The organism is Ensifer sp. Root31, from assembly GCF_001424825.1.
GTDB lineage: Bacteria > Pseudomonadota > Alphaproteobacteria > Rhizobiales > Rhizobiaceae > Ensifer > Ensifer canadensis.
Genome location: NZ_LMCO01000056.1, coordinates 94,396 through 119,746 on the forward strand (window position 1 = coordinate 94,396; position 25,351 = coordinate 119,746).

Genomic DNA, 25,351 nt, shown 5'->3' on the forward strand with positions numbered 1-25,351 from the left:
CATTCGACGGTTCAGGCAATCTCTCCACGGCATGTGCAAGGCAGCTACTGCATGTTTCCTTAAATCCTATTCGATTTAGGGATAAAAACATGCAGCACTTCAAAGCGCTACAGCGACCTTTGCGCGTAACAAGACGCACGCGCTGTAGGGGGACGCTGGAGATCTACTCGCGGATGACGAGCAGGTCCTTGGCGGCAAAGCGGAGCGTGACGTTCGAGCCGAAGGCCGGCGGCGTCAGGCCGGGGTCGTTGAACATGTCGAAGGAGATGACGTCGCCGCCGATGCGCAGCTTGGTGCGGATGACCGAGCCGAGGAAGCTGGTCGAAACCACCTCGCCGGTCAGCGCGGTGTCGCCCCTGGCGCTGTCGGCGATCGAGCCTGCCTCCGGGCGCAGCGCCAGCGAAATGTTGTCGCCACCCTTCATGCCGGCGATCGGCTCCTTCAGCGACACCTGCTGGTTGCCGATGGTGACAGCACCGGCGGCCGGGTCGGCGACCTTGGCTTCGATGATGTTGAGCGTGCCGACGAAGGAGGCGACGAATCGGGTCGCAGGGGTGTTGTAGATCTCGAACGGCGTGCCGATCTGGTCGGCTCGCCCGGAATTCATGACGACGATGCGGTCGGAGATCGACAGGGCTTCTTCCTGGTCATGGGTGACGAAGACAGTGGTGATGCCGAGCTGCTGCTGGATCTGGCGGATTTCCTCGCGCAGCGACACGCGGATCTTGGCGTCGAGCGCCGACAGCGGCTCGTCGAGCAGCAGCACCTGCGGCTTGACGGCGAGGGCGCGCGCGAGCGCCACGCGCTGCTGCTGGCCGCCGGAAAGCTGGTAGGGGAAGCGGTCGGCCAGGTGCTCGAGCTTGATCAGGCTCAGCATCTGCTTGACGCGTGTATCGATCTCCGACTTCTGCGCCCCGGCGACTTTCAGGCCGAAGGCGACGTTGTCGTTGACGTTCATGTTGGGAAACAGCGCATAGGCCTGGAACACCATGCCGATGTTGCGCTGGTTGGGCTTCAGCGTTCCCTGGTCCTTGCTGTCGATGGTGATCGTGCCGCCCGACGGCGTCTCGAAGCCGGCGATCATGCGCAGGATCGTCGTCTTGCCGCAGCCTGACGGGCCTAGGAACGAAACGAACTCGCCCTTGTCGATGACCATGTTGAAGTTGTGCACGACCTGAACCGGGCCGAAGGACTTCTGGATATTGTTCAGTGTCAGGAATGCCATGTGATCAAGCCTTGGCCGGAGCGGATTTCTGGATGCGGGAAACGAGCTGGATCAGACCCATGCTGAGCCAGGTGATGGCGAATGCGATGACCGCGAGCGCCGAAGGCTCATAGGCCTTGTTGGCGCCGACGAGCTGCAGGTACGGACCGAAGGCCGGGCGGTTGAGCAGCGCGGCCATGGTGAATTCGCCCATGACGATCGCAAAGGTGATGAAGGCGCCGGAGAGCACGCCACTCATGACGTTGGGGAAGATGCAGCGAAACAGGATCGTCGGCCATTTGGCGCCGAGGCTTTCGGCGGCTTCCGTCAGCGTGCGGACGTCGATCGCCCGCATCGCGGTATCGACCGCCCGGTACATGTAGGGCAGGGACAGCGTCATGTAGGAGAACATCAACAGCGCATTGGTGCCGGAGATCGAGCCGGTCAGCGGGATCCACGACGAGGAGTTGTAGAGGCGCAGATAGCCGAAGACGATGACGATCGCCGGGATGACCAGCGGCAGAAGGGTGATGAATTCGATGATCGGGCGCACCTGCGGCAGGCGAAGGCGGACCCAATAGGCGGTCGGCACCACCAGCAGCATGCCGAAGACGATGGTCAACACGGCCATCATCATCGAATAGCCGAAGGTCTCGCGGAACTGCAGGTCGGAGAAGACCGAGCGATAGGCGTCGAACGAGTATTCGCCGCGGCGCATGCGCAGCGAGAATTCCAGCGTGCCCAGCAGCGGGATGATGAAGTAGCTTGCACCGATGGCGATGGCGATCCAGGCGCCGAGACGTTGTGCTTTCATTTCTGCCACCGTTCGGCGCGCATACGCAGCCAGATATAGAGAACGTTCGAGATGCCGGTGATGACGATCATGCCGAGCGCCAGCGCATAGCCGAGGTTCGGATTGTGCAGCACGTCGCCGCGGATCTGCGCATAGAGCAGGATCGGCACGATGTTGAGCGAGGACCCGGTCAAGGCATAGGCCGTGGCGATCGCGCCGAAGGCGTTGGCAAACAGCAGGAGCGTGGTGCCGAGCAGGCTCGGCCACAGGATCGGCAGCGCCACCATGCGCCAGTACTGCCAGGTCGAGGCGCCAAGGATTTCAGAGGCTTCGCGCCATTCTTTCTTCAGACCATCGAGCGCCGGCGTCAGGATCAGCACCATCAGCGGGATCTGGAAATACATGTAGGTGATGGTCAATCCGAAAAACGACAGCAGGTTGAAGCCGGTCGAATAGAGATTGAAGCCGAACCATTCGCGCAGGAAGACGGTGACGAGGCCGGTGCGCCCGAGGGTCGCGAGGAAGGCGAAGGCGAGCGGCACGCCGGCGAAGTTCGAGGCGACGCCCGAAAAGGTCAGGAGGCCCGAGCGGATCCAGGTCGGCACGCCGCCGAGCACGATTGCCCAGGCGAGGAAGAAGCCGATCAGCGCGCCGCCGATCGAGGACGCGATCGAGATCCGGATCGAGATCCAGTAGGCGCTGAGGATCGAGGGCGTGAACAGATCGCCGATGTTCTTGAAGGTAAAGCTGCCATCGGGCGTCAGGAACGCGCCGGTGACGAGATAAAGCGTCGGGATGATCAGGAACAGCAGCGCGAAAAGCATGAAGGGGGCAATGCCGAGCCAGTCGATGACGGCTCGCTTGCTGATCAAGGTCGGTGAAGCGGTGCTCATATAGGCTTTCTGTCCCGAGGCTTGCAGTGACCTTTGCGCGTCCGCATGAACGCACAAAGATCGCCTTAGCGCTTTGATTTGCTGCAAAATTCCTTAGATCGATACCGAGCTAAGGAATTGTGCACGAGATTAAACCATGTCGCGCAAAAGCGTGTTGCGGTTTGCGACAACGACATGCGCAAAAACAAGACCTTAAAGCGCAGCAAGCGAATCCTGGTGATCGTGACGCGCTTTAGGGAAACCTCCCCGCGCCGAGGCGCGGAGAGGCGGAAGTCATGGATATTACTGCACGTTTGCGCCGACGACGCTATCCCACTTGGTGGTAATCGCTTCCTTGCCCTTGGCCTGCTCTTCGAGCGTCGGGAAGACAGCCTTTTCGTAGGCTGCTGCCGGCGGCAGCTTGTCGAGCAGTTCCTGCGGGATCTTGCCGTTCTTGGCGAGGTCGTTGAAGCGGATCGGGTGGCAATAGCCCTTCAGCCAGCCGAGCTGACCTTCGTCGGAATAAAGATACTCCATCCACAGCTTTGCCGCGTTCGGGTGCGGCGCGTAGGCCGAGATCGCCTGGACGTAGACGCCGGCGACGACGCCCGAAGCCGGAACGACGACTTCAACCGGCGGGTTGCCGTTGAGGCTGTCGCGCCAGGAAAGGCCGTTGTAGTCCCAGGCGATCACGACCGGGGTCGAGCCCTGCGCGAGCGAGGCGGACTTGCCGATAACCGGAACGAAGTTGCCGGCCTTGTTGACTTCGGCGAAGAAGCCGAGGCCCGTTTCACCAGCCTTGACGGCATCGGTTTCGCCAGCGGCGAGGCCGGCGGCGTAGACGGCCTGAACCGCCTGGTTGGAGGCGCGCGGGTCGCCGGCCATGGCGACCGAGTTGGCGTAGTCCGACTTCTTCAGGTCGGCCCAGTCCTTCGGCACGTCCTTGACGATGTCGGTGTTCACCACGAAGGAGAGAACGCCGTAGTAGTCGCCGTACCAGTAACCTTCGGCGTCCTTGGCCGAATCCGGGATCGAATCCCAAGTGGAGACCTTGTAGGGCTGGATCAGGCCTTCGGCCTTGGCCGACGGACCGAAGGAGAGACCGACGTCGATGACGTCAGGCGCCTGCGGGCCGGTGTTGCCCTTGTTGGCCTTGATGGCTTCGATTTCGTCGCCCGAACCGGCATCCGGGTTCAGCTCGTTGACTTCCAGGCCATACTTGGCCTTGAAGCCTGCGATGACGTCGCCATAGCCGCACCAGTTGTGCGGAAGTGCGATGGTGGTCAGCGAGCCTTCCTTTTTGGCGGCGGCGATGAGCTCTTCGCTCGGCTCGGCAGCGGCGATGGCCGTCGTTGCCAGAAGCATGGCGGTGGAAAGCGAGAGCAGGCGTTGAGTCGTTGAAATCACTGGCGTTCTCCTTATGGGTTTTCAGTCAATTTCGGCGATGCTGTTAAAGAGATGCGATGAAACTTGTGTGACAGCGATCTGTCTGTTCGCGCCGCGCATGTCGTTGGAAGAACAATTCTTTTTTCGACACGGCGCCTTCACTGAAACACACGTGCATAAAATTCCGTGAACGTGCCGGCCACTCCTCCTAAACCGGTTTGCGAAAGATGCGGGTCGAATCGAACAATCCCTCTAGCGTCTTCATCCGGTCGCGGGTTGCGTCCCAGTTGGTGCTCTGGACGGCCTCGATCAGGGCCTCGACCAGAAACAGGATCACCACTGAACTGTCCCAGGCCGAGGGCACCTCGATCTGCGAGCGGAAGACCTTGGAGGCGGATTTTGCCACCGGCGAGCTCCAGCGATCGGTGAAGAGGACGATCTCGACGCCGCGTTCGCGCGCCGATTTCGCCAGCGTCTCCATTTCCTGCTCGTAACGGCGGATGTCGAAGAGAATCAGCACGTCGCCGTGGCGCATGTCGAGCACGTAGTGTGGCCATGCGCTGGCATTCGACGCGATTTCGGTGACACCAGGGCGGATCACCTGCAGATGGGTGAAGAGATAATCGGCAACGGCGCGGGTGATGCGGCCGCCAAGCAGATAGACGTTGCGCTTGCGGTCGGCGATAAGGGCGACCGCCTCGTCGAATTCGCGCGGCTCGATCTGCGCCAGCGTCTCGCGCATGTTGTTCATGGCGGCATCGGCAAAGCGATTGAGCGTGTGGGTGCCCGGCGCGCTTGCGGCCCAGCGGTCATGCTTGGTGATCGGGTTGGAAATCGTGGCTTCCAGCTCCTGGTGCAGCCGCGACTGGAAATCGGGAAAGCCTTTGAAACCAAGCTTTTGCACCATGCGGGCGACGGTCGGAGTCGATACGCCGGCGTTCTCGGCGACCGTGGTGATCGAACCGAGTCCCGATACGGGATAGTTGTCGAGAAGTGTCTCTGCCAACTGTCTTTCCGCGCGGGTCAGCGCGGCGAAGTGGGCGTTGATCACATCCGACACCGTCGTGGGTGTCGCCTTGCTAGTCATAGTCTCCCCTGAACTGGTCTAACGCCAGTTTGTGACAGATTAAACATCGCTGTCACAATTGGAGTCAATCGCAATTTTGAAGAGATCGTTTCAGATTTCGATTGACACTCGCTAATCTCTGAACAAATCTTTTCATTAACGAACGTCTAACGGGGCAAGAGGGGATGCCGGTGTTGACGCGACTTTTGACCGATACAGATGGCGATCCGGTTGCGATCGAGAACGCGGCCGGGAGAGGCGATATCGTTCTCGTTTGCGAACATGCGTCGCGCCGGGTGCCGGAGCGTCTCGGTTCGCTCGGCCTTTCGCCGCAGGCGCTCGAAAGCCACATTGCCTGGGACCCGGGCGCGCTCGCGGTTGCAGAGTTTCTGTCGCGCAAGCTCGACGCGGTCCTGATCTACCAGCGCTTTTCGCGCCTTGCCTATGATTGCAACCGCCCGCCGGAGGCCGACGGCGCCATGCCTGCCGTCAGCGAAGTCTATGAGGTTCCGGGCAACCGCGACATGGCGGAGGAGGAGCGCCGGGCACGGGTCGACGAGATCTACCTGCCGTTTCACGACGCCATCAGCCAGTTCGTGACCGAGCGCAAGGCCAAAGGCCGACCGCCGGTGGTCGTCACGATGCATTCGTTCACGCCCGTCTATTTCGGCAAGCCGCGTTCCGTCGAAGTGGGCATCCTGCATGATGCCGACAGCCGGCTCGCCGATCAGATGCTGACCTTCGCAACCAGGGGCAAGGTCGCCTACGATATCCGCCGCAACGAGCCTTACGGGCCGGCCGACGGCGTTACGCACAGTCTGATCGAATACGGCGTCCACAACGGGCTGCCGAATGTGATGATCGAGATCCGCAACGATCTCATTCGAAACGAGATCGGCCAGAGGGTCATGGCCGATTATCTGGAAGGGCTGCTCAGCAAAGGCGTGGCAGCGCTTTCAGCAAAATAAAGACCCTGGGGAGCGGCTTTGCCGCGGTCCTGTTCCGGCTTGCCGGGGCAGGTGGTGATGGGACCCTGCTGCAATGGGGCGGTCGGGTCTGAAGAAATCAGGGGAAGAAAAATGTCAGACTACAGTGATCTCGACAAAAAGCAGGACATGCAGGTCCTGCATTCGATGGGCTATGCCCAGGAGCTCGAGCGGCGAATGAGCCAGTTCTCGAACTTCGCGGTCTCATTCTCCATCATCTGCATTCTCTCCGGCGGCATCAACTCGCTGGCGCAGGCGACGTCGGGTGCGGGTGGGGCCGCAATCGGCATCGGCTGGCCGCTTGGCTGCTTCATTTCGCTCGTCTTTGCCGTCGCCATGGCGCAGATCAGCTCGGCCTATCCGACGGCCGGCGGCCTTTATCACTGGGGCTCGATCCTCGGCAACCGCTTCACCGGCTGGGTAACCGCCTGGTTCAACCTGCTCGGTCTCGTCACCGTTCTCGGCGCCATCAACGTCGGCACCTATTACTTCTTCATGGGCTCGTTCGGCACGCCGTATTTCGGTCTTGCGGATACGACGCTCACCCGCATCATCTTCCTTGCGGTCATCACGGGCGCTCAGGCGCTGGTAAACCACATGGGCATCGGGCTTACGGCCAAGCTCACCGACTTCTCGGGTTACCTGATCTTCGCAACGGCGATCCTGCTTGCGCTCGTGTGCCTTGCCGTCGCCGACAGCTACGACATCGCCCGCCTCTTCACCTTCTCCAACTATTCCGGCGAGACGGGTGGAAACGTATGGCCGGCGACCTCGGGCACCTGGGTGTTCCTGCTCGGCCTGTTGCTGCCGATCTACACGATCACCGGCTACGACGCCTCCGCGCACACCTCGGAAGAAACCGTAAAGGCGGCAGAATCCGTGCCGCGCGGCATGGTCTCGTCGGTGCTGTGGTCGGCGCTGTTCGGCTACATCATGCTTTGCTCCTTCGTGCTGATGCTGCCGAACATGGACGAAGCCGCCAAGCAGGGCTGGAACGTGTTCTTCTGGGCAATGGACGCGCAGGTTCACCCTGTGATCAAGGACGTGCTCTACCTCGCCATCCTCGTCAGCCAGTGGCTGTGCGGCCTGGCAACCGTCACGTCGGTCTCGCGCATGATCTTCGCCTTCTCGCGTGACGGCGGCCTGCCGGCGTCCAAGGCTCTGGCCAAGGTCAGCCCGAGCTACCGCACGCCGGTGGCTGCGATCTGGACCGGTTCGATCCTCTCCGTGCTCTTCGTCTGGGGCTCGTCGCTGGTCTCGATCGGCGAAACGCCGGTCTATACGATCGTCGTATCGTGCACCGTCATCTTCCTGTTCTTCTCCTTCGCGATCCCGATCACGCTCGGTCTGTTCGCCTGGGGTACGTCGAAGTGGGACAAGATGGGTCCGTGGAACCTGGGCGAGGGCATGTTCAAGCTCTTCGCGGTGCTCTCGATCATCGCCATGGTGCTGATCTTCGTTCTCGGCATCCAGCCGCCAAACGACTGGGCGCTCTACATCACCGTCGGCTTCTTGGCGCTGACTGCGATCATCTGGTTCGGCCTGGAAAACCGCCGGTTCCGCGGTCCGCCGATCGGCGATGAAGTGGCTCGCCGCCAGGCGGAAATCGCCGCTGCCGAAAAGGCGGTCGGCCAAGTCTAACCAATAATAAAATGGGCGGGAGCGCATCTGCAGCTTCCGCCTTTCTTTTTGCGGCCACGGGAACGGCCGCTTGCCGAAACATGGGATGAAATTTGATGAGCTATTCGTTCGAGCAATTGAAAGAGGATGTCGCCGCCGGCCGCATCGATACGGTTCTCGCCTGCCAAGTCGACATGCAGGGCCGGCTGATGGGCAAGCGCTTCCACGCGCAGTATTTCGTCGACAGCGCCTGGCAGGAAACGCATAGCTGCAACTACCTGCTGGCGACCGACATGGAGATGGAGACCGTCTCCGGCTACAAGGCGACGAGCTGGGAGAAGGGCTATGGCGACTACACGATGAAGCCGGACCTTTCGACGCTGCGGCGCATTCCGTGGCTCGAAGGCACCGCACTCGTGCTGTGCGACATGCTCGATCATCACACCCATGCCGAAGTGCCGCATTCACCGCGCGCCATCCTGAAGAAGCAGATCGCGCGGCTGGAGGCGATGGGCCTCAAGGCGTTCATGGCGAGCGAGCTCGAATTCTTCCTGTTCGATCAGACCTATGACGACGCGCGCCAGTCCGGCTATCGCGACCTGCAGCTGGTCAGCGGCTACAACGAGGACTACCACATCTTCCAGACCACCAAGGAAGAGGATGTAATGCGGGCGATCCGCAACGGCCTGCAGGGCGCGGATATCCCGGTCGAGAATTCCAAGGGCGAGGCGTCCGCCGGCCAGGAAGAGATCAACGTGCGCTATGCCGACGCGCTGACGATGGCCGACCGGCATGCGATCATCAAGAACGGCTGCAAGGAGATTGCCTGGTCGCGCGGCAAGGCGATCACCTTCCTCGCCAAGTGGAACTATTCGGCCGCGGGCTCCTCCTCGCATATCCACCAGTCGCTGTGGAGCCCTGACGGCAAGACGCCGAAATTCTTCGACAAGGACGGCAAATACGGCATGTCGGAGCAGATGCGCCAATATGTGGCCGGCCTGCTCAGCCACGCCAGCGAGATCACCTATTTCCTCGCGCCCTACATCAACTCCTACAAGCGCTTCATGGCCGGCACCTTCGCGCCGACCAAGGCGGTGTGGAGCAAGGACAACCGCACGGCCGGCTACCGCCTCTGCGGTGAAGACACCAAGGCGATCCGCATCGAGTGCCGCGTCGGCGGCTCCGATCTCAACCCTTATCTCGCCTTCGCGGCTTTGCTCGCGGCCGGCATTTCCGGTATCGAAGGCAAGATGGAACTGGAAGCGCCCTTCGTCGGCGATGCCTACGGCGGCAAGAACGTGCGCGAGATCCCGCGCACCCTGCGCGCCGCCACCGAGGCGCTGACGGGGTCCAAGATGCTGCGTGCCGCCTTCGGCGACGACGTCATCGACCACTATGTCCGCGCGGCCGAGTGGGAGCAGGAAGAATACGACCGTCGCGTCACCGACTGGGAAGTGGCGCGCGGCTTCGAGCGGGCCTGACAAGGCCGGAAACTTAGATCTCAGTGGCCGGTCCGGTACCAAGGGCCGGCTACGCCGTCATTCGAAATGGAAGCAGGAAGACGATCATGAGCATGATCAAGTGTATTTCTCCGGTGAACGGAGAGGTTTATGCCGAGCGCCCGGCGCTGCCGCTGGAAATGGCCAAGCAGGCCGTCGCCCACGCGCGCCAGGCGCAGAAGAGCTGGGCCCGCCGTCCGCTGGACGAGCGCGTCAACCTGGTACTATCAGGCGTTGCCCGTCTCAACGAGATGGTCGACGAGGTCGTGCCGGAACTGGCCTGGCAGATGGGCCGGCCGGTGCGCCACGGCGGCGAGTTCAAGGGTTTCAACGAGCGCTCGAACTATGTCGCTTCGATTGCTGCCGACGCGCTGAAGCCGATCCTCGTCGAAGAGAGCGACCGCTTTGGCCGTCGTATCGAGCGCGAGCCGCATGGCGTGGTCTTCGTCATCGCGCCGTGGAACTACCCCTACATGACCGCGATCAACACGGTCGCGCCGGCGCTGATGGCCGGCAACACGGTGGTCATCAAGCATGCCAGCCAGACGATCCTCGTCGGCGAACGCATGGTGCGCGCCTTCGTCGAGGCCGGCGTTCCGGCCGACGTGTTCCAGAACGTTTTCCTCGACCATGAGACGACGGCGGCGCTGATCGCGGCGAAAAGCTTCGACTTCATCAACTTCACCGGCTCGGTCGAAGGCGGCCGGTCGATCGAGCGCGCGGCCGCCGGAACGTTCACCGGTCTCGGCCTCGAACTCGGCGGCAAGGATCCGGGCTATGTCATGGAAGACGCCGATCTCGATGCGGCCGTCGACACGCTGATGGATGGCGCTACCTTCAATTCCGGCCAGTGCTGCTGCGGCATCGAGCGCATCTATGTGCATGAATCGCTCTATGACGCCTTCGTCGAGAAGTCGGTTGCCTGGGTGTCGAACTACAAGCTCGGCAACCCGCTCGATCCGGAAACGACGCTTGGCCCGATGGCGCACAAGCGCTTCGCCGCAACTGTGCGCGAGCAGATCGCCGATGCGATCGCCAAGGGCGCCAAGGCGCTGGTCGATCCGAAACTATTCCCGCAGGATGATGGCGGCGCCTATCTCGCGCCGCAGGTGCTTGTTGATGTCGATCACTCGATGGCCTTCATGCGCGAAGAAACCTTCGGTCCGGCGGTCGGCATCATGAAGGTGAAGAGCGACAGCCAGGCGATCGAGCTGATGAACGATTGCCAGTACGGTCTGACCGTGTCGCTGTGGACCCAGGATGCGGACCGCGCCTCGCGCATCGGCCGCGACCTTGAAACCGGCACCGTTTTCATGAACCGCGCCGACTATCTCGATCCGGCCTTGTGCTGGACCGGCGTCAAGGAAACCGGCCGCGGCGGCTCGCTTTCGGTCATCGGCTTCCAGAACCTTACCCGTCCGAAATCCTACCATCTGAAGAAAGTCACAGCATGACGATCACCGCGAACTGGAGCTACCCGACCGCCATCAAGTTTGGCGCCGGCCGGATCAAGGAGCTTGCCGAACATTGCAAGGCTGTCGGCATGAAGAAGCCGCTGTTGATCACCGACCGTGGCCTGGCGCCGATGCCGATCACGCAGAATGCGCTCGATATCCTCGAGGCCAACGGCCTTGGCCGGGCGATCTTCGCCGACGTCGATCCGAACCCGAATGACGTCAACCTCGCCGCCGGCGTCAAGGCGTTCAAGGACGGCGGCCATGATGGCGTCGTCGCCTTCGGCGGCGGTTCCGGCCTCGATCTCGGCAAGTGCGTGGCCTTCATGGCCGGCCAGAGCCGCCGCCCGGTCTGGGACTTCGAGGATGTCGGCGACTGGTGGACACGTGCGAGCGTCGAAGGCATCGCGCCGATCGTCGCGGTGCCGACGACAGCGGGCACCGGCTCAGAGGTTGGCCGCGCCAGCGTCATCACCAACTCCGCCAGCCATGTGAAGAAGGTGATCTTCCACCCGAAGTTCCTGCCAGCCGTCACCATCTGCGACCCGGAACTGACGGTCGGCATGCCGAAAGTGATTACCGCCGGCACCGGCATGGACGCCTTTGCCCATTGCCTGGAAGCCTATTCTTCGCCGTTCTACCATCCGATGTCGGCCGGTATCGCGCTTGAAGGCATGCGCCTGGTCAAGGAATACCTGCCGCGCGCGTACAAGGACGGCACCGATATCGAAGCACGCGCCAACCTGATGAGCGCGGCCGCCATGGGTGCCGTCGCCTTCCAGAAGGGGCTCGGCGCGATCCATTCGCTGTCGCATCCGGTCGGTGCGATCTACAACACCCATCACGGCATGACCAATGCCGTGGTGATGCCGCCGGTGCTGCGCTTCAACCGCAGCGCGATCGAGGACAGGATCGTCAGGGCGGCCGCCTATCTCGGCATTTCCGGTGGCTTCGACGGTTTCTACGACTACGTGCTGAAGCTGCGCGAGGAACTCGGCGTTCCCGACAAGCTTTCCGCACTCGGCGTCGGCACCGACCGTATCGACGAGATGTCGGAAATGGCGATCGTCGATCCGACCGCCGGCGGCAACCCGGTTGAACTGACGCTCGATGCGGCCAAGAAGCTGTTCAGGGAGTGCATTTGACCGCCGGCAAGTCGCTCTAAAGTAACTGACCGTTAATTTTCTTCGGCCCGGGAAACCATTGGTTTTCCGGGCTTTTTCGCGCCCTGCCTGCGGATTGGGCAGGGCGGGGGTTAATCTTCGCCAACGAAAATTTCCAATTCGTTAACCATGTTCTGAAAGGTTCTATTAAGCGGCATTGCCCGGCGAAGCATCGGTTGGGCAGGCCACGGAACACAGGACAGAATGAGGAAGAAGATGGCGGTCATCACATTCGCCAATGCAAAGGGCGGCGCGGGCAAGACGACGGCGGCGCTGATCCTGTCGACGGAACTGGCGAGACAGGGACACCGTGTTGTGGTCCTCGATGCCGATCCGCAGCGTTGGATCACCAGCTGGGCGGAAAACTCCGGCCAGATCGCCAATCTCTCCGTCATCTCGCATATCACGCCGGCATCGCTGGAATGTCATATCCGGGAAATGAAGGACGAAGCCGACTACATCATCATCGACCTCGCCGGCGCCAAGGATCAGATCGTCGCTTTGGCTCTCGCTCTTTCCGACCAGGTGCTGATCCCGGTGCAGGGCTGCGCGATGGATGCGCGCGGTGCCGTGCAGATCCTCGAGCTCATCCGCCAGATCGAGGACAGGTCGCGTGTGCGCATCAACCATTCCGTCGTTCTCACCCGGGTCAATTCTCTGGTGACGACGCGGGCGCTGCAGACCATCAAGACTTTGCTTGCTTCGCGCGGCGTCTCCGTGCTCGACACGCCGATCGTCGAGCGCGTTGCCTATCGCGAGATTTTCGACTGCGGCGGCACGCTTCAGTCGATGGATGATACCCGCGTCAGCAACCTCGACAAGGCCCGCGAAAATGCAGCTGCGCTTGCCAAGGAAGTGCAGGCTCTGACGCCGGTGAGGGCGCGCCGCTCCTGGGCTTCGCGTGCACCATCCTGGGCGACGCGGCGCGCGGCCTGATCAGGGATCGGCATACGAAGTTAGCCGCTTTGAAGACTGCCATAACCGGAATTGATGTTCGTCAATTCCGGTTGAATCGCGTTGCGACCACCCGAAAAGGCTGTTGCCCGTAAGGCTTCCTTTACCATGGGCTTATACCAGTGCTGGTGGAAAGCGATTGCACCTTATGGCGGTTTGCGAGGGTGCAGGTAGCCGCCATGATTGCGGCAAGGATTGTGGATTCGACCTTTCTCGCTTGGTCTCCCGTCCAGCTTCCATGATCCAGCAAGAGCATGCAGGGAAATCGCGCATGAAAACGGAACACGTCGCTGCCGGCAAGGAAGACATTGCCGGTCGTCTCAATTTCATGGCGCTTGACGATGCCGCCAAGGCGAGCCTGAAGGCCCTGAAGCCGATCCTCGAAAAGGAGCTGGCGCCGGCGCTCGACAAGTTTTACGCCCGGGTCAAAAAGACGCCGGAGACGAACCGCTTCTTCTCGTCGGATGCGCACATCAACCGCGCCAAGGGCGCGCAGGTCGGCCACTGGGCCAACATCGCCGACGCCAATTTCAACGACGAATATGGCGCGAAGGTCCGCACCATCGGCCAGGTGCACGCCCGTATCGGGCTGGAGCCGCGCTGGTATATCGGCGGCTACGCGCTGATCGCCGAACATCTGATCACGGAGATCGTCAAAGCGAATTGGCCAAAGGGCGGTCTGTTTTCGCGCCAGACGACCTCGGCGGAAGAGATGAGCGCGATGCTTTCGAGCCTCGTCAAGGGCATGTTCCTCGACATGGACCTGTCGATCTCGGTCTATATGGACGCCTCCGACGTCACGAAGCAGCGCGCGGTGCAGGAAGAGGTACTGGCGACCGAACGCAAGCTCGTCAGCCAGACCTTCGGCGTTGCCCTGAAGAAGATCTCCGACGGTGACCTGACGGCGCGCATCGCCGCCGATTTGCCGGTTGCCTACGAGGAACTCGGCGAGAACTTCAACCATGCGATCAGCGAGCTTGCCCGCGCGATCGGCGGCATCGAGGCCGGCGCCAGCCAGATCCATCTGAGCGCCAAGGAAATTGCGGCAGCAGCCAACGATCTCGCCAAGCGCACCGAACGCCAGGCGGCAAACCTCGAGGAGACGGCCGCTGCCGTCGAACAGGTGACGCGCACCGTCAAGCAGACGGCCGAAGGCGCCGATCAGGCGAACTCGACGGTGATTGCCGCCCGCGCCAATGCCGAGCGGAGCGGCGAGGTGGTCAGCCACGCGATTGAGGTGATGCAGGAAATCCAGACCTCGTCTGCGAGCATCGCCCGCATCGTCGACGTCATTGACGAGATTGCCTTCCAGACCAACCTGCTTGCGCTCAACGCCGGCATCGAGGCGGCGCGTGCCGGCGAGGCGGGCAGGGGCTTTGCGGTTGTCGCTTCGGAAGTGCGGGCGCTCGCCCAGCGCTGCGCCGATGCGGCCAAGGACATCCAGGGCCTGATCGCCAAGTCGCGCGGCCAGGTGGATGATGGCGTCAGCTCGGTCAACCAGGTCGCCCAGTCGCTGCAGCAGATCGTCTCGCAGGTGGTCGAAGTCAGCTCGGTCTTCGGCAACATCCGCGCCAGCACGGCGGAACAGGCCACCGGCCTGCAGGCGGTCAATACGGCGATCGGCCAGATGGATCAGATCACCCAGCAGAATGCTGCCATGGTTGAAGAAGCCAATGCCGCGAGCCAGGCGCTGACGGTGGAATCAGAACAGATCGCGCTGAAGCTGAAGGCGTTCCAGACGTCTACCCAGGTTCACGTCGGCACCGCGTCCGGTTATCGCCGCGCGGCCTGAGCCCACGTATCGCAGTATGGGCAATAGCGCCTCGGATCATCCCGGTCCGGGGCGCTGTCTATTATAGCCAGAGTTTTATGAGCGCACTTGGATCGCCGCGAAGTTCGTAGGAATTTCGGCGTCCGCTGTGATCATGGTAAGTTTTGACCACTCAGTCAGCCCCGAGCTTGTCTTCGTGACGTTCCGTCCCCGGGCTTCACTTCTCCGGTCGTCATCCTCGGGCTTGACCCGAGGATCCCGTTCTGCAGTTCCACGAAAGCACATGCCAATTTCGCGTGGCAGGCCCTGGATCCTCGGGTCAAGCCCGAGGAAGACGGAGGATGGGGTGCCACCTGCGCATGAACGTGCGTCGACATGGCGCCCGTCTCAGACGGAGTTCACCATCTTCGATGTCTGCAAGGGATGTCTCGTCGCGCGTTGACGAAACCGCTCAGAACCGGCGGTCGACCAGATGCTTGGCCTGTGCGCCCGCATGGTAGAAGGCGGACTTGACGCTGCGCCAGGTGTCGGGCGTCACAGGCGTTTCGGCAAGCGGGATCGCGGAGGTCTGGCCGGTGACGTGGTCGGCGAGCGCCTTGCCGAAGACGGTGCCGGGTGCGATGCCGCGGCCGTTGTAGCCGCTGACGGAGACGACGTTCGGCGCCAGCGTATGCATGGCCGGCAGGTTGTTGGTCGTCATGCCGATGCGGCCGTCCCACCAGTATTCGAAGCGGAAATCGCCGATATAGGGGAAGAGCTTGCGCACGGAGCGGGCGGCGAAGGCGCGGTGCGTGCCCTCGGCCATCGCATCGAGCCGGCCGATCGAACCGAAGATCAGGCGGTTCTGCTGGTCCATGCGGAACGAGGTCATGACAAGGCCCGTATCCCATGTGCCCTGGCGCTCCGGCAGGATGCGGCTTGCGACCTTTTCCGGCAGCGGATTGGTGGCGAATTGGAAGTAGGGCAGGATCGTCAGTTCCTGCGTGTGTTCCTGCCACGGGGTCTCGGCAAACATGCCGCCATAGGCATTGGTGGCGAGGATCACCTGCTTGGCCCTGACGATGTTCTGGCCGGCTCTCAGCACCCAGGTTTCGCCCTTGCGTTCGGCGCCGACGAGCGCAGTGTCGGTATAGATCTCGGCACCGGCGGCAAGGGCCGCACGGGCAAGGCCGCGGGCATAGGCAAGCGGCTGGATCGTGCCGGCGCGACGATCGAGAAGCGCACCGGAGAAACCTTCAGCGCCCGAGAGCGCGCTCGATCGCTCGGCCGAGAGAACCTCGACCGGCGCTCCGCGCTTCTTCCATTGGGTCTCGCGGTCGCTGATATCCTTCAAGCCTTCGGCGCCGACGGCCATGTGCAGGGTGCCGTTGCGGACGGCTTCGCAGGAGATGCCGTGCTTCTCGACCAGGGCATAGACCATTGCCGGGCCGTCGCCGAGTTCGCCGAGCAGGCGGTTGCCGGCCTCGAGCCCCAGCGTCGCGATCAGATCGTCGGGCTTGACCCACATGCCGGCATTGACGAGGCCGACATTGCGGCCGGAGCCGCCGAAGCCGATCATCTTCGCCTCGATCGCCGTGGCCTTGACGCCTTTTTCCGCGAGATGAAGTGCAGCCGAAAGACCGGTGAAGCCGCCGCCGATGATGGCGACATCTGTCGTCAGGTCGCGGGCAAGCGGGCGCGTGTCCGGCGCTGCCGGTGCCGTCGCATGCCAGAGGTTGGGCAAGGTGCGCTCGGTCGCCATCGCGGACATTCCTTCGGTCAAGGGCCTGAAATTTAGAGGTGGCTAAGTGATAGGGCCATCGCCTCGAAAATTCTCATGACAATGTTTCATGAGGTCATGAGGGGTTTCATGAGGTCATGAAGGTTGACTGTGGGGCGTCCGCAAAAAAATGACCGCAGCCGGTTCGTGGGCGGCCGCGGTCTGGGTCGTGTCGGTGGAGTAGTCGGGTGTAAATGTCTTTGCCGGGTCGGCGGTCCGCCGCACCGGCCCTATGGGTTCCGATGAAAATAACCTGACCGATGACGTCATCGATCAGGCAAGCTCATTTTCAACGGAGACATGTCGCTGTCACTCCCCCAATTGGGGGACGGGATGCGAAAAAAGCTGCGATTTCAGTCAATTCCACCGGGGTTCCTACGCGGCAACGCTTGCCACGGTCGGCAAAGAAGAAAGCCCGGGTGGTACCCGGGCTTTGATCGTTTTCTGCGGGATGTATCGAGCGGCTGATGCCTCAGTCTGCGAATTCGACCGTGACGCCGACACTCACCATCTTGGCAAGTTCCGTTGCGTCCCAGTTGGTCAGGCGAACGCAGCCGTGGCTCTGGGTCTTGCCGATCTTGGAGGGCTCCGGCGTGCCATGAATGCCGTAGGTCGGCTTCGAGAGCGCGATCCAGACCGTGCCGACCGGGCCGTTCGGCCCCGGCTGCAGCGTCAGGATCTTGTCGTTGTTGCCCTGCTTGAAGTTGATCTTCGGGTTGTAGGTGTAGCCGGGATTGAGCGCGATGCGCTCGACATTGACGATGCCTGACGGCGAGGGCGTGTCGGACGAGCCGATCGTTGCCGGGTAGGCGGCGACGAGCTTGTCGGCGGCATCATAGGCCAGAACCTGCTTGCGGGCCTTGTCGGCAACGATGCGCGCGACCTTTTCCTTGCGGTTTTCTCCGGGATTGATGACCTTGATGATCGTGCCCGGAATGGTGAAGTCCACGCCTGGGTTGAGCTCGCGCAGATAGGTCTCGTCCATGTGGAACTTCTCGCCGAGCATTTCGGTCGTCGCGGTGAAGGACATGTGCGGCAGCATCGCCTTGTGGGCGTAGTCGTCGGGGATCGAGGCGACATAGGGGCCTGCGGCATCGGCGGCCGTGATCGTATAGCTGGTGATCGGCAGGCCGCCGTTCATGCGCAGGCGCTCGAGGATATCTTCGGTGTTGTTCGGATCGAGCGTTTCGCCGGTTGACTGCTGCCAGGCCTCGATCGCCTTGGTGACGTTCGAGCCCATCTTGCCGTCGATGACGCCGGGCGAGAAACCTTCGCGGTCGAGGAAGACCTGCAGCGCGGTGATTTCGGCGCGCGACTTGGACTTGACCGATATGGCCGGCGGCATGGACTGCCGCAATGGCTGCTCATATTGCGGATCGATCGCCGCCTCTTCGCTGCCGTCGATCAGGCCGGGCAGGCTGTTGGGCAGGTCGTTGCGCTCGACCGAGGGCGGCACCACGTCGCGATAGGCCGGATCGCGATAGTCTTGAATGGATCCGGTGACATCGCCCGGCTCGGAATAGCCGTAGCCGCGGTCGCCGTTGCGGCGGTTGGAATAGACATCGACGTCGCCCTGGCGGCGATAGGCGCGATAGCCGTCGGACGGTACTACGGTTGCGACCACGTTGCCCCAGTTGTCGACCAGCACGGTGCGGCCGCGACGGTCACGCATGGTGCGCACTTCATCGGGGCCCGGCATATAGTCGAGAATTTCGCCTTCCGGCGTCACCAGCATCACGTCGCCATTGCCGCGGCGATTGCGGCCGTAACCTTCCTGAGCAAAGGCGGATGCAAGATCCACGGCGAGGAAGCCGGCTGCGGCGAGGAGCGAGAGGCCGGTGCGGGTCGCTGACGTCACGATAAAACCTGTTCTCATGGTGGTTGATGTGGCGCGGTACATTTGGATTTCGACGTTAATGTGAAAAAAGTGAATTCATCATGAATAAGCGGTTAAATTCTATCTAGGCGCACCCTTAGCAGCTTTCAACCGATGAAAAACAGCCCCTGTCGGCTATCATGTCTTTGTGATCGCTGTGATTCCCGTGAGTTGGACTGGAGGCTGGTGCATGCGAACGAGATTTGATGCACCCGATAACGAACAGGAGAATCATCTGCTGTTCGACCGTCTGTCGGCACTCGATATCGCCGCCTTCGTCGTTGATGGCGTCGATCTTTCGCCGGGTACCGCGATCCCCTCCGATGGCGACCCGCGCATCGACCGGGCACTCGCCGGTTTTCTCTTTACCTGCGGACCAGACCACATCCGCCATCCCGAACCGATTGCCGGCCGCGGGGAAGGCACGCGCTATCCCTTGCACGGTTCGCTTGCCGGCACGCCGGTCAAGCACACGCACATGTCCGCCGACACCACGCTTTGCATCGCCACCGTCGAGGTCAATCTTGCCGATGGCGGCCACGCGCTCCTGGAACGGCGCTGGCATGTGGATGCGGACCGACATGAGGTGATGCTGGAAGACCGGCTCACCAACACCGGCGCCGGCGCCTTTCCGCCGATGATGATGTACCACCTCAATATTGCCGGCCGACTGGTCGGCGACGCGACCCGCATAACCAGTCCCTCTTTTGCCGAGGGTGAACGGGCCTGGCGCTTCGGCGAGGGCGAGAGCGCGCATTTCTGCATCCCGGCCAGCGTCGGGGCCGACGGCTGGTCCGAAGTGGCGCTTTCGCCGCTGGTCGGTGCGGGCGGGAAGTGCTTGGCGGTGCGCTTTCGCGCCGACACGCTGCCTTACTTGCAGATGTGGCGCTGTCAGCGTGGTGCGGCCGATGTCATCAGCATCGAGCCTGCGTCGCATCGCCTCGCCAAGCGGCCGGAGCTTGCTGCTGCCGGTGAGCTGCAACTGCTCGAGCCCGGGCAGACACAGACCTATGCGCTTGCCTTCGGTGTCTCCTGACTGAGCGATTGGAATTGACGCCGGCGGGCACCGCGCCTACATCAGTGGCCAAGGTTTTTTGCAGGGATTAAGCGACCATGGACATCCGCCCGATCAACGATGAATACTCGGTTTCCAGCCAGATCACGGTCGAAGACCTCGACCAGATCAAGGCGCTTGGCTTCAAGTCCATCGTCTGCCACCGCCCCGATTTCGAGGCGCCGGACCAGCCGACCTTCGATTCCATCGCAGCGCGCGCGCAGGAGCTGGGCATCGAGACCATGCACATCCCGGTCGGCCCGATGGGCGTGACGGCGGATGCGGTCCAAAAGATGGTCGACGCGCTTGACGAATTCCAGCGCCCGATGCTCGGCTATTGCCGCTCCGGCGCTCGCTCGACGGCGGTCTTCCAGCAGACACAGCATATTCGCGGCTGAGCCGGCCTACCGCAGCATAAGGGCGCACTTCGTGCGCCCTTTGCGACGATGTGTCCTCGGGTCCACATAGCCCCCAAGGGATGCATGCCCCAGGGAATGCGCACCTGACGCGCCGGCTCGACCGCGGTTCGGATACACGAACGGCGGAGGATATGGCATGACGGGAATACATTTGATCGAACGCGAGCAGTGGGCTGAAAAGCCCGATGTCTGGCAGGGCGAGTTCCAGGGCGGCTCCTATGGCGCCGACGTTTCGGTGATGTTTTATACCACCGACAAGGTTGGCGGCGGGCCGAAGCTGCACCGTCATCCCTATCCCGAGACCTTCATCATCCGCACCGGCCGCGCGCTGTTTACCGTCGGCGATCGCAAGATCGAGGCAGAAGCCGGGCAGATCGTCGTGGCGCCGGCCAACGTGCCGCACAAGTTCGAAAACCTCGGACCTGGGCGCCTGGAAACCACCGACCTGCATGTGACCGGTGCGTTTGCGACGGAGTGGCTGGAATAAGCAAGAAGCGGCAACTCAGTATAGAGGAGGACACCACCTCCCTGCGTCGTCGACACGACGCAGCTGGATTCCTGTGACAAGCACAGGAATGAGGGAGCGCTAGGAGGTGTCGCAGCGCGCATGCCGCGTTTGCGGAGATGTGCGATCACGTCGGAAACGGGCTCGGTTGGCCGCAACAGTTCCATGCCCTCATTCCTGTGCTTGTCACAGGAATCCAGCCACGGCGCGTCGGCGCCGTGATTGAAGCGTGCTCGAAGGAAAACCTGCCCGTTCCGCTCAGCCTTTCCTTATTTCGCTCAGCGTGCGCGTCGGGGTGATGGCTTCCGGATCGAGCTTGATCTCGATGATCGCCGGCTTGCCGCTGGCGCGGGCGCGCAGGAATGCATCGGCAAACTCCTCAGTCTTTTCCACCGTCTCGCCGTGGCCGCCATAGGCGCGGGCAAGGGCGGCAAAGTCAGGATTGGTCAGGTCCGTGGCGCTGACGCGGCCGGGATAATCCCGCTCCTGGTGCATGCGGATCGTGCCGTAGATGCCGTTGTTGACAACCACAGTGATGATCGGCAGGCGGTAACGCACGGCAGTTGCGAATTCCTGACCGTGCATCAGGAAACAGCCGTCGCCGGCAAAGCAGATGACTTCGCGATCCGGGTGCAGATGCTTGGCGGCAACGGCTGCCGGCAGGCCGTAACCCATGGAGCCGGAGGCGGGGGCTGCCTGTGTTGCGTATCTGCGGAAGCGGTGGAAGCGATGCACCCAGGTGGCGTAGTTGCCGGCGCCGTTGGTGAAGATGGTGTCTTCCGGTGTGTTCGCCTCGATCCAGTTCATGATCGGGCCCATGCGCACGTCGCCGGGGCCGGTTTCCGGCGGTGTCGACCACTTGAGGTAACCTTCATGCATCGCCCTGGTGCGTGCCGACCACACCGGCTCGGCCGCTGGCGCGAGCCCTTCGAGTGCTGTGACGAAATCGCGGGGGCTGGCGGCGATCGGCAGTTCCGGCCGATAGACGCGGCCGAGTTCGGATGCATCGGGGTGGACATGGACAAGCGTCTGGCGCGGATAGGGCGCATCCATCAGCGTATAGCCGGACGACGGCATTTCGGAGAAGCGCCCTCCGACCAGAAGCACCAGATCAGCTTCCTTGATCTCTTTTGCCAGCGCCGGGTTGATGCCGATGCCGACATCGCCGGCATAGTTGGGGTGCAGGTGGTCGAACAGCATCTGGCGGCGGAAGGAGCAGCCGACAGGCAGGCTCCAGCGCTCGGCAAAGCGCTGGAATTCGGCGACGCTGTCAGCCGTCCAGCGCGTGCCGCCGAGGATGGCGATCGGGCGCTTGGCGCCTTCGAGCAGCGCGCCGAGCTGCTTGATCTGGGACGGACCCGGATGGCCCTCGACCGGCTGGTAGGGCTTTGCCGCTGGCGCCTCGGCGCTGCGCGTAAGCATGTCCTCGGGAAGCGTCAGCACGACCGGGCCCGGCCGGCCTGAGGTCGCGACCGCGAAGGCGCGGGTGACGAATTCGGGAATGCGGGCGGGATCGTCGATCTCGCCGACCCATTTCGCGACCTCGGTGAAGGCGCGGCGATATTCGATCTCCTGGAAGGCTTCGCGCTCGCGAGCCTCGCTCTGGACCTGGCCGATGAACAGGATCATCGGGATCGAATCCTGCCGGGCCACATGCAGGCCGGCCGACGCATTGGTGGCGCCGGGGCCGCGCGTTACCATGCAGATGCCGGGCTCGCCGCTGAGCCGCCCCCAGGCATCGGCCATCATTGCAGCGCCCCCCTCCTGGCGGCAGACGACGACATCGATGTCGGTGTCGTAGAGCGCATCCAGCACCGCCAGATAGCTTTCCCCCGGTACGCAGGCGATGCGTTTGACGCCATTGGCGACGAGCGCGTCGACGACGAGCTGACCTCCAGTTTTCATGCTTTCCTCCCGATAGTCATTCTTTTGTTTTCAGATCACTTGTTTTCAGATCGCCGGCGAAACCGGAGCGATGCTCGCGGTCTTGTCGACCCGGCGTTCCCGCCAGATGATGTAGAGGCCGGAGCCGATGATGATGGAAATGCCCAGCCATTTCAGCGCGTCGGGCAGGTCGCCGAAGACGAGCCAGCCGAAGATCGTCGCCGAGACGATTTCGAGATATTGCAGCGGCGCCAGCACCGAGGCGGGGGCGGAGCGATAGGCATAGACCCCAAGCACGCCGGAGATAGTGGCGGTGACGCCGACGCCGAGCAGATAGAACCAGGTGTTGCCCTCGGGCCAGACCGGGTCGAAGATACCAGATCCGCTGCCTTCGCCGAGCCAGAGCAGTACGAGACAGAAGAGACCGCCCCAGATGCCGGCATGGAACTGCATCGACCACGGGTCCTCATTCTGCGCCACCATGCGCGTCACCAGCAGGAACACCGCCAGGCCGAAGGCGGCGACGATCGGCAGCAGCGCGATCAGGCCCACCTCCTGCATGCTTGGCTGGATGACAAGGAGCGCGCCGAGGAAACCGACGGCACAGGCGGTGTAGCGCCGCCAGCCGATCGTCTCCTTGAGGAAGATGCTGCCGAGGATGGTGAGGATGATCGGCTCGACGAAGAAGATGGCGATGGCGTCGGCCACCTCCATTACCTTCAGCGTGGTGATGAAGGACAGCATGGTGACGACAAGCAGGCCGCCGCGCAGCGCGTGCAGCCCGGTCTTGCGCCAGGTGAGGTCGAACAGGCTGCCGCGCACGAGCACGATCGGCAGGATGAAGACGACCTGCAGGATGAAGCGCACGGCGGTGATCTGTGCCGACGGTACTGTCGAGATCGCGAGCTTGGCGAAGATGTCGATCAGCGGCGACAACAGCACCGAAAGGACCATCAGCGTCAGGCCGAAGGAGATGCGGTCATTGGCGTTGGAGGTCTTGGGGAGGGACATGTCTGCCATGATGATGTCGGGTCAGGTCCTCTTGCCGGCCACAGCCTTGGCGGCAACAGAATGGCCGACAGAAGATTTGCCGACGGCCGATTGGCACCAGGCCGCAAACTCCGCTGTTGCCTTCTCACGGCCGATTTCGTTGAGCGTCTCGTGGCGCATGCCCTCATGGATCGTTACCGATACATCCGTCATTCCGCGCGCCTTCATGCGCTCGCCGAGCCAGCGGACGGCACCGCCGTTTTCGGTCGAGGGATCGGCGCTGCCGCCGACGAGATGAACAGGCAGGCCGGCGGGCAGGCGCGCCAGCCGGTCGGCCCGTGCGCCGGCAAAGGCGAGCCGCATCAGATCCAGCCAGAGCGACACCGTCGCGTCGAAGCCGCACAGCGGATCGGCGATATATTTGGCCACCTCCGCCTCGTCGCGCGACAGCCAGTCGGAATCGGTCTTGCGATCCTTGATCGCCTGACCCCAGGCGCCAAAAGTGAGCTTCGACAACAGCGGGCTCGGCACATCCGAGCCCTTGAGCGCCTTTTCGATCTTCAGGATCAACTGGCCGCCGCGCCCGGCGATACCAGGGCGGAAATTCGAGTTCCAGACGGCGAGTGCATCGTAGAGACCTGGATCGGTCTCGGCGGCGTTGAGCGCGATCAGCCCGCCCATCGAGTGACCGAAGAGGATGACCGGCAGGCCGCCCGGATGGGCGGCGGTGGCGAGCGTGCGCATGGCCCTGATGTCGGCAAACACCTTGTCGAGACCTGAGCTGTTCGAGAACATGGCCAGCGGCGCATCCGGCGCGCGCGTCGCGCCATGTCCGCGATGGTCGTGGGCATAGACGTGAAAGCCGTGGCCGGCCATCGCCTCGGCAAAACGGGCATAGCGGCCGGAATGTTCGGCAAGGCCATGGCTGACAAGAAGAATGCCACGCGCGTCGGCAGCTGCCGGAAAATGGCGCCAGTTCAAGATAGCGCCTGTCGGGCTCTGATGCGTCCTCACCTGCCCGAACATGCCTTCTCCCGGACCAATCGTCAGACTCTGCCGATATCAAATCGATTTACAGGGGAAAGGCAATCGCTGCTTGTTGATCGTTACGCATGAGGTCACAAGCGATTTCGCGGACCTGTAATTAACAGTTCCAATTTTCCCGTTTTGAGCGATATTTGTTCCCGTTTTGTTTTATCGGGAGAGTGTCATGGCATGTTGGAGTAAAGCGGTATCAAGTCCAATGACAATTGTTGCGATGGCGCTGGCAATGCTGCTTGCTCCATCCTCGTTTGCCTTGGCGCAAGAGAAGGTTGATGCCGCGGCGGAAGGCGCCTCGGGCCGCACGGAATATGTGCTTGCCGTCAGCTGGCAGCCGGGCTTCTGCGAGACGCGGCCGCAACGCAAGGAATTCGCCAACCAGACGGCCGAACGTTTCGATGCCACGAACCTGTCGCTGCACGGGCTCTGGCCCTTGCGCAAGAGCTATTGCGGGGTGGCGGCCGAGATGCGCACCCAGGACCGCAAGGGCGACTGGCTCGATCTGCCGAAGCTCGCCATGGCCGATGATACGGCGGCGCGGCTGCTGGTCGCCATGCCGGGCGTTCAATCCGGCCTCGATCGTCACCAATGGTTGCGCAGCGGCACCTGCCAGACGGCACCGGTCGACGACTATTTCGCCACGCAACTGCATATGCTCGACGAGCTCAACCGGTCCGCCGTCGGCGCGCTCTTTCGGGCGCGTATCGGCTCGGAACTCGATGAGAAGGCGATCAAGCAGGCTTTCGACCAGAGCTTCGGCGCAGGGGCCGGCGACCGGGTGCGCATGCGCTGCCAGACGGTCGCGGGACGCAGCGTCATCACCGGCCTGACGATCGGCTTGACGGGAGACGTTTCGGGCAAATCCAGCCTCGCGCCGCTGATCCAGGCGGCGGGGCCGACGGAGTTCAAATGTGCCAAGGGCATTGCTGACGCGGCAGGCCGCGGATAGCGGCTGACAAGGCGCTCCGGCATGGGATAGGCGGGGGCAAACGCCTTTGGCGATTGCCCCTTTGCACTAATTCGCCTACATAGCGGGCAAATTTCCTTCCCATGCG

At 62.5% G+C, this 25,351-nt stretch carries 21 protein-coding genes; 11 read left to right on the plus strand and 10 right to left on the minus strand.

Annotation, left to right across the window (positions count from 1 at the left end; genetic code table 11):
* Positions 1 to 163 precede the first annotated feature (163 nt).
* From ASD00_RS31985 to ASD00_RS32005, 5 genes are all read right to left on the minus strand, one after another.
* Positions 164 to 1,225 carry an ABC transporter ATP-binding protein gene (locus tag ASD00_RS31985; protein WP_025427773.1) on the minus strand — a complete coding sequence of 354 codons (1,062 nt, stop codon included), beginning with the start codon at positions 1,223 to 1,225 and terminating at the stop codon, positions 164 to 166.
* 4 nt (positions 1,226 to 1,229) lie between these two features.
* The gene (locus ASD00_RS31990) at positions 1,230 to 2,018 is read right to left on the minus strand and encodes an ABC transporter permease (RefSeq protein ID WP_025427772.1); all 789 of its coding nucleotides are present in this window, start codon (positions 2,016 to 2,018) and stop codon (positions 1,230 to 1,232) included.
* On the minus strand, positions 2,015 to 2,890 hold the full coding sequence (locus ASD00_RS31995) for an ABC transporter permease subunit (protein ID WP_025427771.1): 876 nt from the start codon (positions 2,888 to 2,890) through the stop codon (positions 2,015 to 2,017). Before ASD00_RS31995 ends, ASD00_RS31990 begins: the two co-directional genes overlap by 4 nt.
* A gap of 282 nt (positions 2,891 to 3,172) precedes the next feature.
* Complete coding sequence (locus ASD00_RS32000) at positions 3,173 to 4,276, minus strand: ABC transporter substrate-binding protein (RefSeq protein WP_025427770.1); 1,104 nt, start codon at positions 4,274 to 4,276, stop codon at positions 3,173 to 3,175.
* Between the two features lie 187 nt (positions 4,277 to 4,463).
* A complete protein-coding gene (locus tag ASD00_RS32005) occupies positions 4,464 to 5,342 on the minus strand; it encodes a MurR/RpiR family transcriptional regulator (protein WP_025427769.1) in 879 nt (292 codons plus the stop codon).
* Positions 5,343 to 5,515: 173 nt separating this feature from the next.
* Here ASD00_RS32005 and ASD00_RS32010 point away from each other — a divergent pair, with 173 nt between their 5' ends.
* The 7 genes from ASD00_RS32010 to ASD00_RS32040 all read left to right on the plus strand — a co-directional run bounded on the left by ASD00_RS32010 (position 5,516) and on the right by ASD00_RS32040 (position 14,789).
* Complete coding sequence (locus ASD00_RS32010) at positions 5,516 to 6,289, plus strand: N-formylglutamate amidohydrolase (RefSeq protein ID WP_025427768.1); 774 nt, start codon at positions 5,516 to 5,518, stop codon at positions 6,287 to 6,289.
* A gap of 111 nt (positions 6,290 to 6,400) precedes the next feature.
* The gene (locus ASD00_RS32015; RefSeq protein ID WP_025427767.1) at positions 6,401 to 7,948 is read left to right on the plus strand and encodes an amino acid permease; all 1,548 of its coding nucleotides are present in this window, start codon (positions 6,401 to 6,403) and stop codon (positions 7,946 to 7,948) included.
* 95 nt (positions 7,949 to 8,043) lie between these two features.
* The gene (locus tag ASD00_RS32020) at positions 8,044 to 9,408 is read left to right on the plus strand and encodes a glutamine synthetase family protein (RefSeq protein ID WP_025427766.1); all 1,365 of its coding nucleotides are present in this window, start codon (positions 8,044 to 8,046) and stop codon (positions 9,406 to 9,408) included.
* An 86-nt stretch (positions 9,409 to 9,494) separates the two neighbouring features.
* Positions 9,495 to 10,880: an aldehyde dehydrogenase family protein gene (locus ASD00_RS32025; protein ID WP_025427765.1), complete on the plus strand. Its 1,386-nt coding sequence runs from the start codon at positions 9,495 to 9,497 to the stop codon at positions 10,878 to 10,880.
* Complete coding sequence (locus ASD00_RS32030; protein ID WP_025427764.1) at positions 10,877 to 12,025, plus strand: iron-containing alcohol dehydrogenase; 1,149 nt, start codon at positions 10,877 to 10,879, stop codon at positions 12,023 to 12,025. The genes ASD00_RS32025 and ASD00_RS32030 overlap by 4 nt, the downstream gene beginning before the upstream one ends.
* Before the next feature lie 234 nt (positions 12,026 to 12,259).
* Complete coding sequence (locus ASD00_RS32035) at positions 12,260 to 12,979, plus strand: ParA family protein (protein ID WP_025427763.1); 720 nt, start codon at positions 12,260 to 12,262, stop codon at positions 12,977 to 12,979.
* Positions 12,980 to 13,268: 289 nt separating this feature from the next.
* Positions 13,269 to 14,789 carry a globin-coupled sensor protein gene (locus ASD00_RS32040; RefSeq protein ID WP_025427762.1) on the plus strand — a complete coding sequence of 507 codons (1,521 nt, stop codon included), beginning with the start codon at positions 13,269 to 13,271 and terminating at the stop codon, positions 14,787 to 14,789.
* Positions 14,790 to 15,219: 430 nt separating this feature from the next.
* Here ASD00_RS32040 and ASD00_RS32045 read toward each other — a convergent pair whose 3' ends face one another.
* Entirely contained in the window at positions 15,220 to 16,509 is a 1,290-nt protein-coding gene (locus ASD00_RS32045; RefSeq protein ID WP_025427761.1) for an FAD-binding oxidoreductase, read from the minus strand.
* Positions 16,510 to 16,999: 490 nt separating this feature from the next.
* A complete protein-coding gene (locus tag ASD00_RS32050; protein WP_025427760.1) occupies positions 17,000 to 18,427 on the minus strand; it encodes a L,D-transpeptidase in 1,428 nt (475 codons plus the stop codon).
* 166 nt (positions 18,428 to 18,593) lie between these two features.
* Between ASD00_RS32050 and ASD00_RS32055 the strand changes: the two genes are divergently transcribed.
* From ASD00_RS32055 to ASD00_RS32065, 3 genes are all read left to right on the plus strand, one after another.
* Complete coding sequence (locus ASD00_RS32055) at positions 18,594 to 19,439, plus strand: DUF4432 family protein (RefSeq protein WP_025427759.1); 846 nt, start codon at positions 18,594 to 18,596, stop codon at positions 19,437 to 19,439.
* A gap of 77 nt (positions 19,440 to 19,516) precedes the next feature.
* Positions 19,517 to 19,855 (plus strand): TIGR01244 family sulfur transferase, encoded by a 339-nt coding sequence (locus ASD00_RS32060; protein ID WP_057211110.1) that lies wholly within the window; start codon positions 19,517 to 19,519, stop codon positions 19,853 to 19,855.
* A gap of 157 nt (positions 19,856 to 20,012) precedes the next feature.
* Complete coding sequence (locus tag ASD00_RS32065) at positions 20,013 to 20,363, plus strand: cupin domain-containing protein (RefSeq protein ID WP_025427757.1); 351 nt, start codon at positions 20,013 to 20,015, stop codon at positions 20,361 to 20,363.
* A 276-nt stretch (positions 20,364 to 20,639) separates the two neighbouring features.
* Here the strand turns inward: ASD00_RS32065 and ASD00_RS32070 are convergent, their stop codons facing one another.
* Genes ASD00_RS32070 through ASD00_RS32080 form a run of 3 tightly spaced genes read right to left on the minus strand, consistent with a single transcriptional unit; the run spans position 20,640 to position 24,281 of the window.
* Positions 20,640 to 22,286 (minus strand): thiamine pyrophosphate-binding protein, encoded by a 1,647-nt coding sequence (locus ASD00_RS32070; protein WP_025427756.1) that lies wholly within the window; start codon positions 22,284 to 22,286, stop codon positions 20,640 to 20,642.
* Positions 22,287 to 22,331: 45 nt separating this feature from the next.
* Complete coding sequence (locus ASD00_RS32075; RefSeq protein ID WP_025427755.1) at positions 22,332 to 23,285, minus strand: DMT family transporter; 954 nt, start codon at positions 23,283 to 23,285, stop codon at positions 22,332 to 22,334.
* Positions 23,286 to 23,297: 12 nt separating this feature from the next.
* Positions 23,298 to 24,281 (minus strand): alpha/beta hydrolase, encoded by a 984-nt coding sequence (locus ASD00_RS32080; protein ID WP_025427754.1) that lies wholly within the window; start codon positions 24,279 to 24,281, stop codon positions 23,298 to 23,300.
* A gap of 217 nt (positions 24,282 to 24,498) precedes the next feature.
* On the opposite strand from ASD00_RS32080, the gene ASD00_RS32085 reads away from it, so the two are divergent.
* Positions 24,499 to 25,245 (plus strand): ribonuclease, encoded by a 747-nt coding sequence (locus ASD00_RS32085; protein ID WP_081788876.1) that lies wholly within the window; start codon positions 24,499 to 24,501, stop codon positions 25,243 to 25,245.
* Positions 25,246 to 25,351 lie beyond the last annotated feature (106 nt).

What these genes read in the sequence shown, in the direction of transcription:
- ASD00_RS31985 (WP_025427773.1), bottom strand. Translation starts at nt 1,225, where the DNA reads ATGGCATTCCTGACACTGAACAATATCCAGAAGTCCTTCGGCCCGGTT.
- ASD00_RS31990 (WP_025427772.1), bottom strand. Translation starts at nt 2,018, where the DNA reads ATGAAAGCACAACGTCTCGGCGCCTGGATCGCCATCGCCATCGGTGCA.
- ASD00_RS31995 (WP_025427771.1), bottom strand. Translation starts at nt 2,890, where the DNA reads ATGAGCACCGCTTCACCGACCTTGATCAGCAAGCGAGCCGTCATCGAC.
- ASD00_RS32005 (WP_025427769.1), bottom strand. Translation starts at nt 5,342, where the DNA reads ATGACTAGCAAGGCGACACCCACGACGGTGTCGGATGTGATCAACGCC.
- ASD00_RS32015 (WP_025427767.1), top strand. Translation starts at nt 6,401, where the DNA reads ATGTCAGACTACAGTGATCTCGACAAAAAGCAGGACATGCAGGTCCTG.
- ASD00_RS32020 (WP_025427766.1), top strand. Translation starts at nt 8,044, where the DNA reads ATGAGCTATTCGTTCGAGCAATTGAAAGAGGATGTCGCCGCCGGCCGC.
- ASD00_RS32025 (WP_025427765.1), top strand. Translation starts at nt 9,495, where the DNA reads ATGAGCATGATCAAGTGTATTTCTCCGGTGAACGGAGAGGTTTATGCC.
- ASD00_RS32030 (WP_025427764.1), top strand. Translation starts at nt 10,877, where the DNA reads ATGACGATCACCGCGAACTGGAGCTACCCGACCGCCATCAAGTTTGGC.
- ASD00_RS32035 (WP_025427763.1), top strand. Translation starts at nt 12,260, where the DNA reads ATGGCGGTCATCACATTCGCCAATGCAAAGGGCGGCGCGGGCAAGACG.
- ASD00_RS32040 (WP_025427762.1), top strand. Translation starts at nt 13,269, where the DNA reads ATGAAAACGGAACACGTCGCTGCCGGCAAGGAAGACATTGCCGGTCGT.
- ASD00_RS32045 (WP_025427761.1), bottom strand. Translation starts at nt 16,509, where the DNA reads ATGGCGACCGAGCGCACCTTGCCCAACCTCTGGCATGCGACGGCACCG.
- ASD00_RS32050 (WP_025427760.1), bottom strand. Translation starts at nt 18,427, where the DNA reads ATGTACCGCGCCACATCAACCACCATGAGAACAGGTTTTATCGTGACG.
- ASD00_RS32055 (WP_025427759.1), top strand. Translation starts at nt 18,594, where the DNA reads ATGCGAACGAGATTTGATGCACCCGATAACGAACAGGAGAATCATCTG.
- ASD00_RS32060 (WP_057211110.1), top strand. Translation starts at nt 19,517, where the DNA reads ATGGACATCCGCCCGATCAACGATGAATACTCGGTTTCCAGCCAGATC.
- ASD00_RS32065 (WP_025427757.1), top strand. Translation starts at nt 20,013, where the DNA reads ATGACGGGAATACATTTGATCGAACGCGAGCAGTGGGCTGAAAAGCCC.
- ASD00_RS32070 (WP_025427756.1), bottom strand. Translation starts at nt 22,286, where the DNA reads ATGAAAACTGGAGGTCAGCTCGTCGTCGACGCGCTCGTCGCCAATGGC.
- ASD00_RS32075 (WP_025427755.1), bottom strand. Translation starts at nt 23,285, where the DNA reads ATGGCAGACATGTCCCTCCCCAAGACCTCCAACGCCAATGACCGCATC.
- ASD00_RS32080 (WP_025427754.1), bottom strand. Translation starts at nt 24,281, where the DNA reads ATGTTCGGGCAGGTGAGGACGCATCAGAGCCCGACAGGCGCTATCTTG.
- ASD00_RS32085 (WP_081788876.1), top strand. Translation starts at nt 24,499, where the DNA reads ATGACAATTGTTGCGATGGCGCTGGCAATGCTGCTTGCTCCATCCTCG.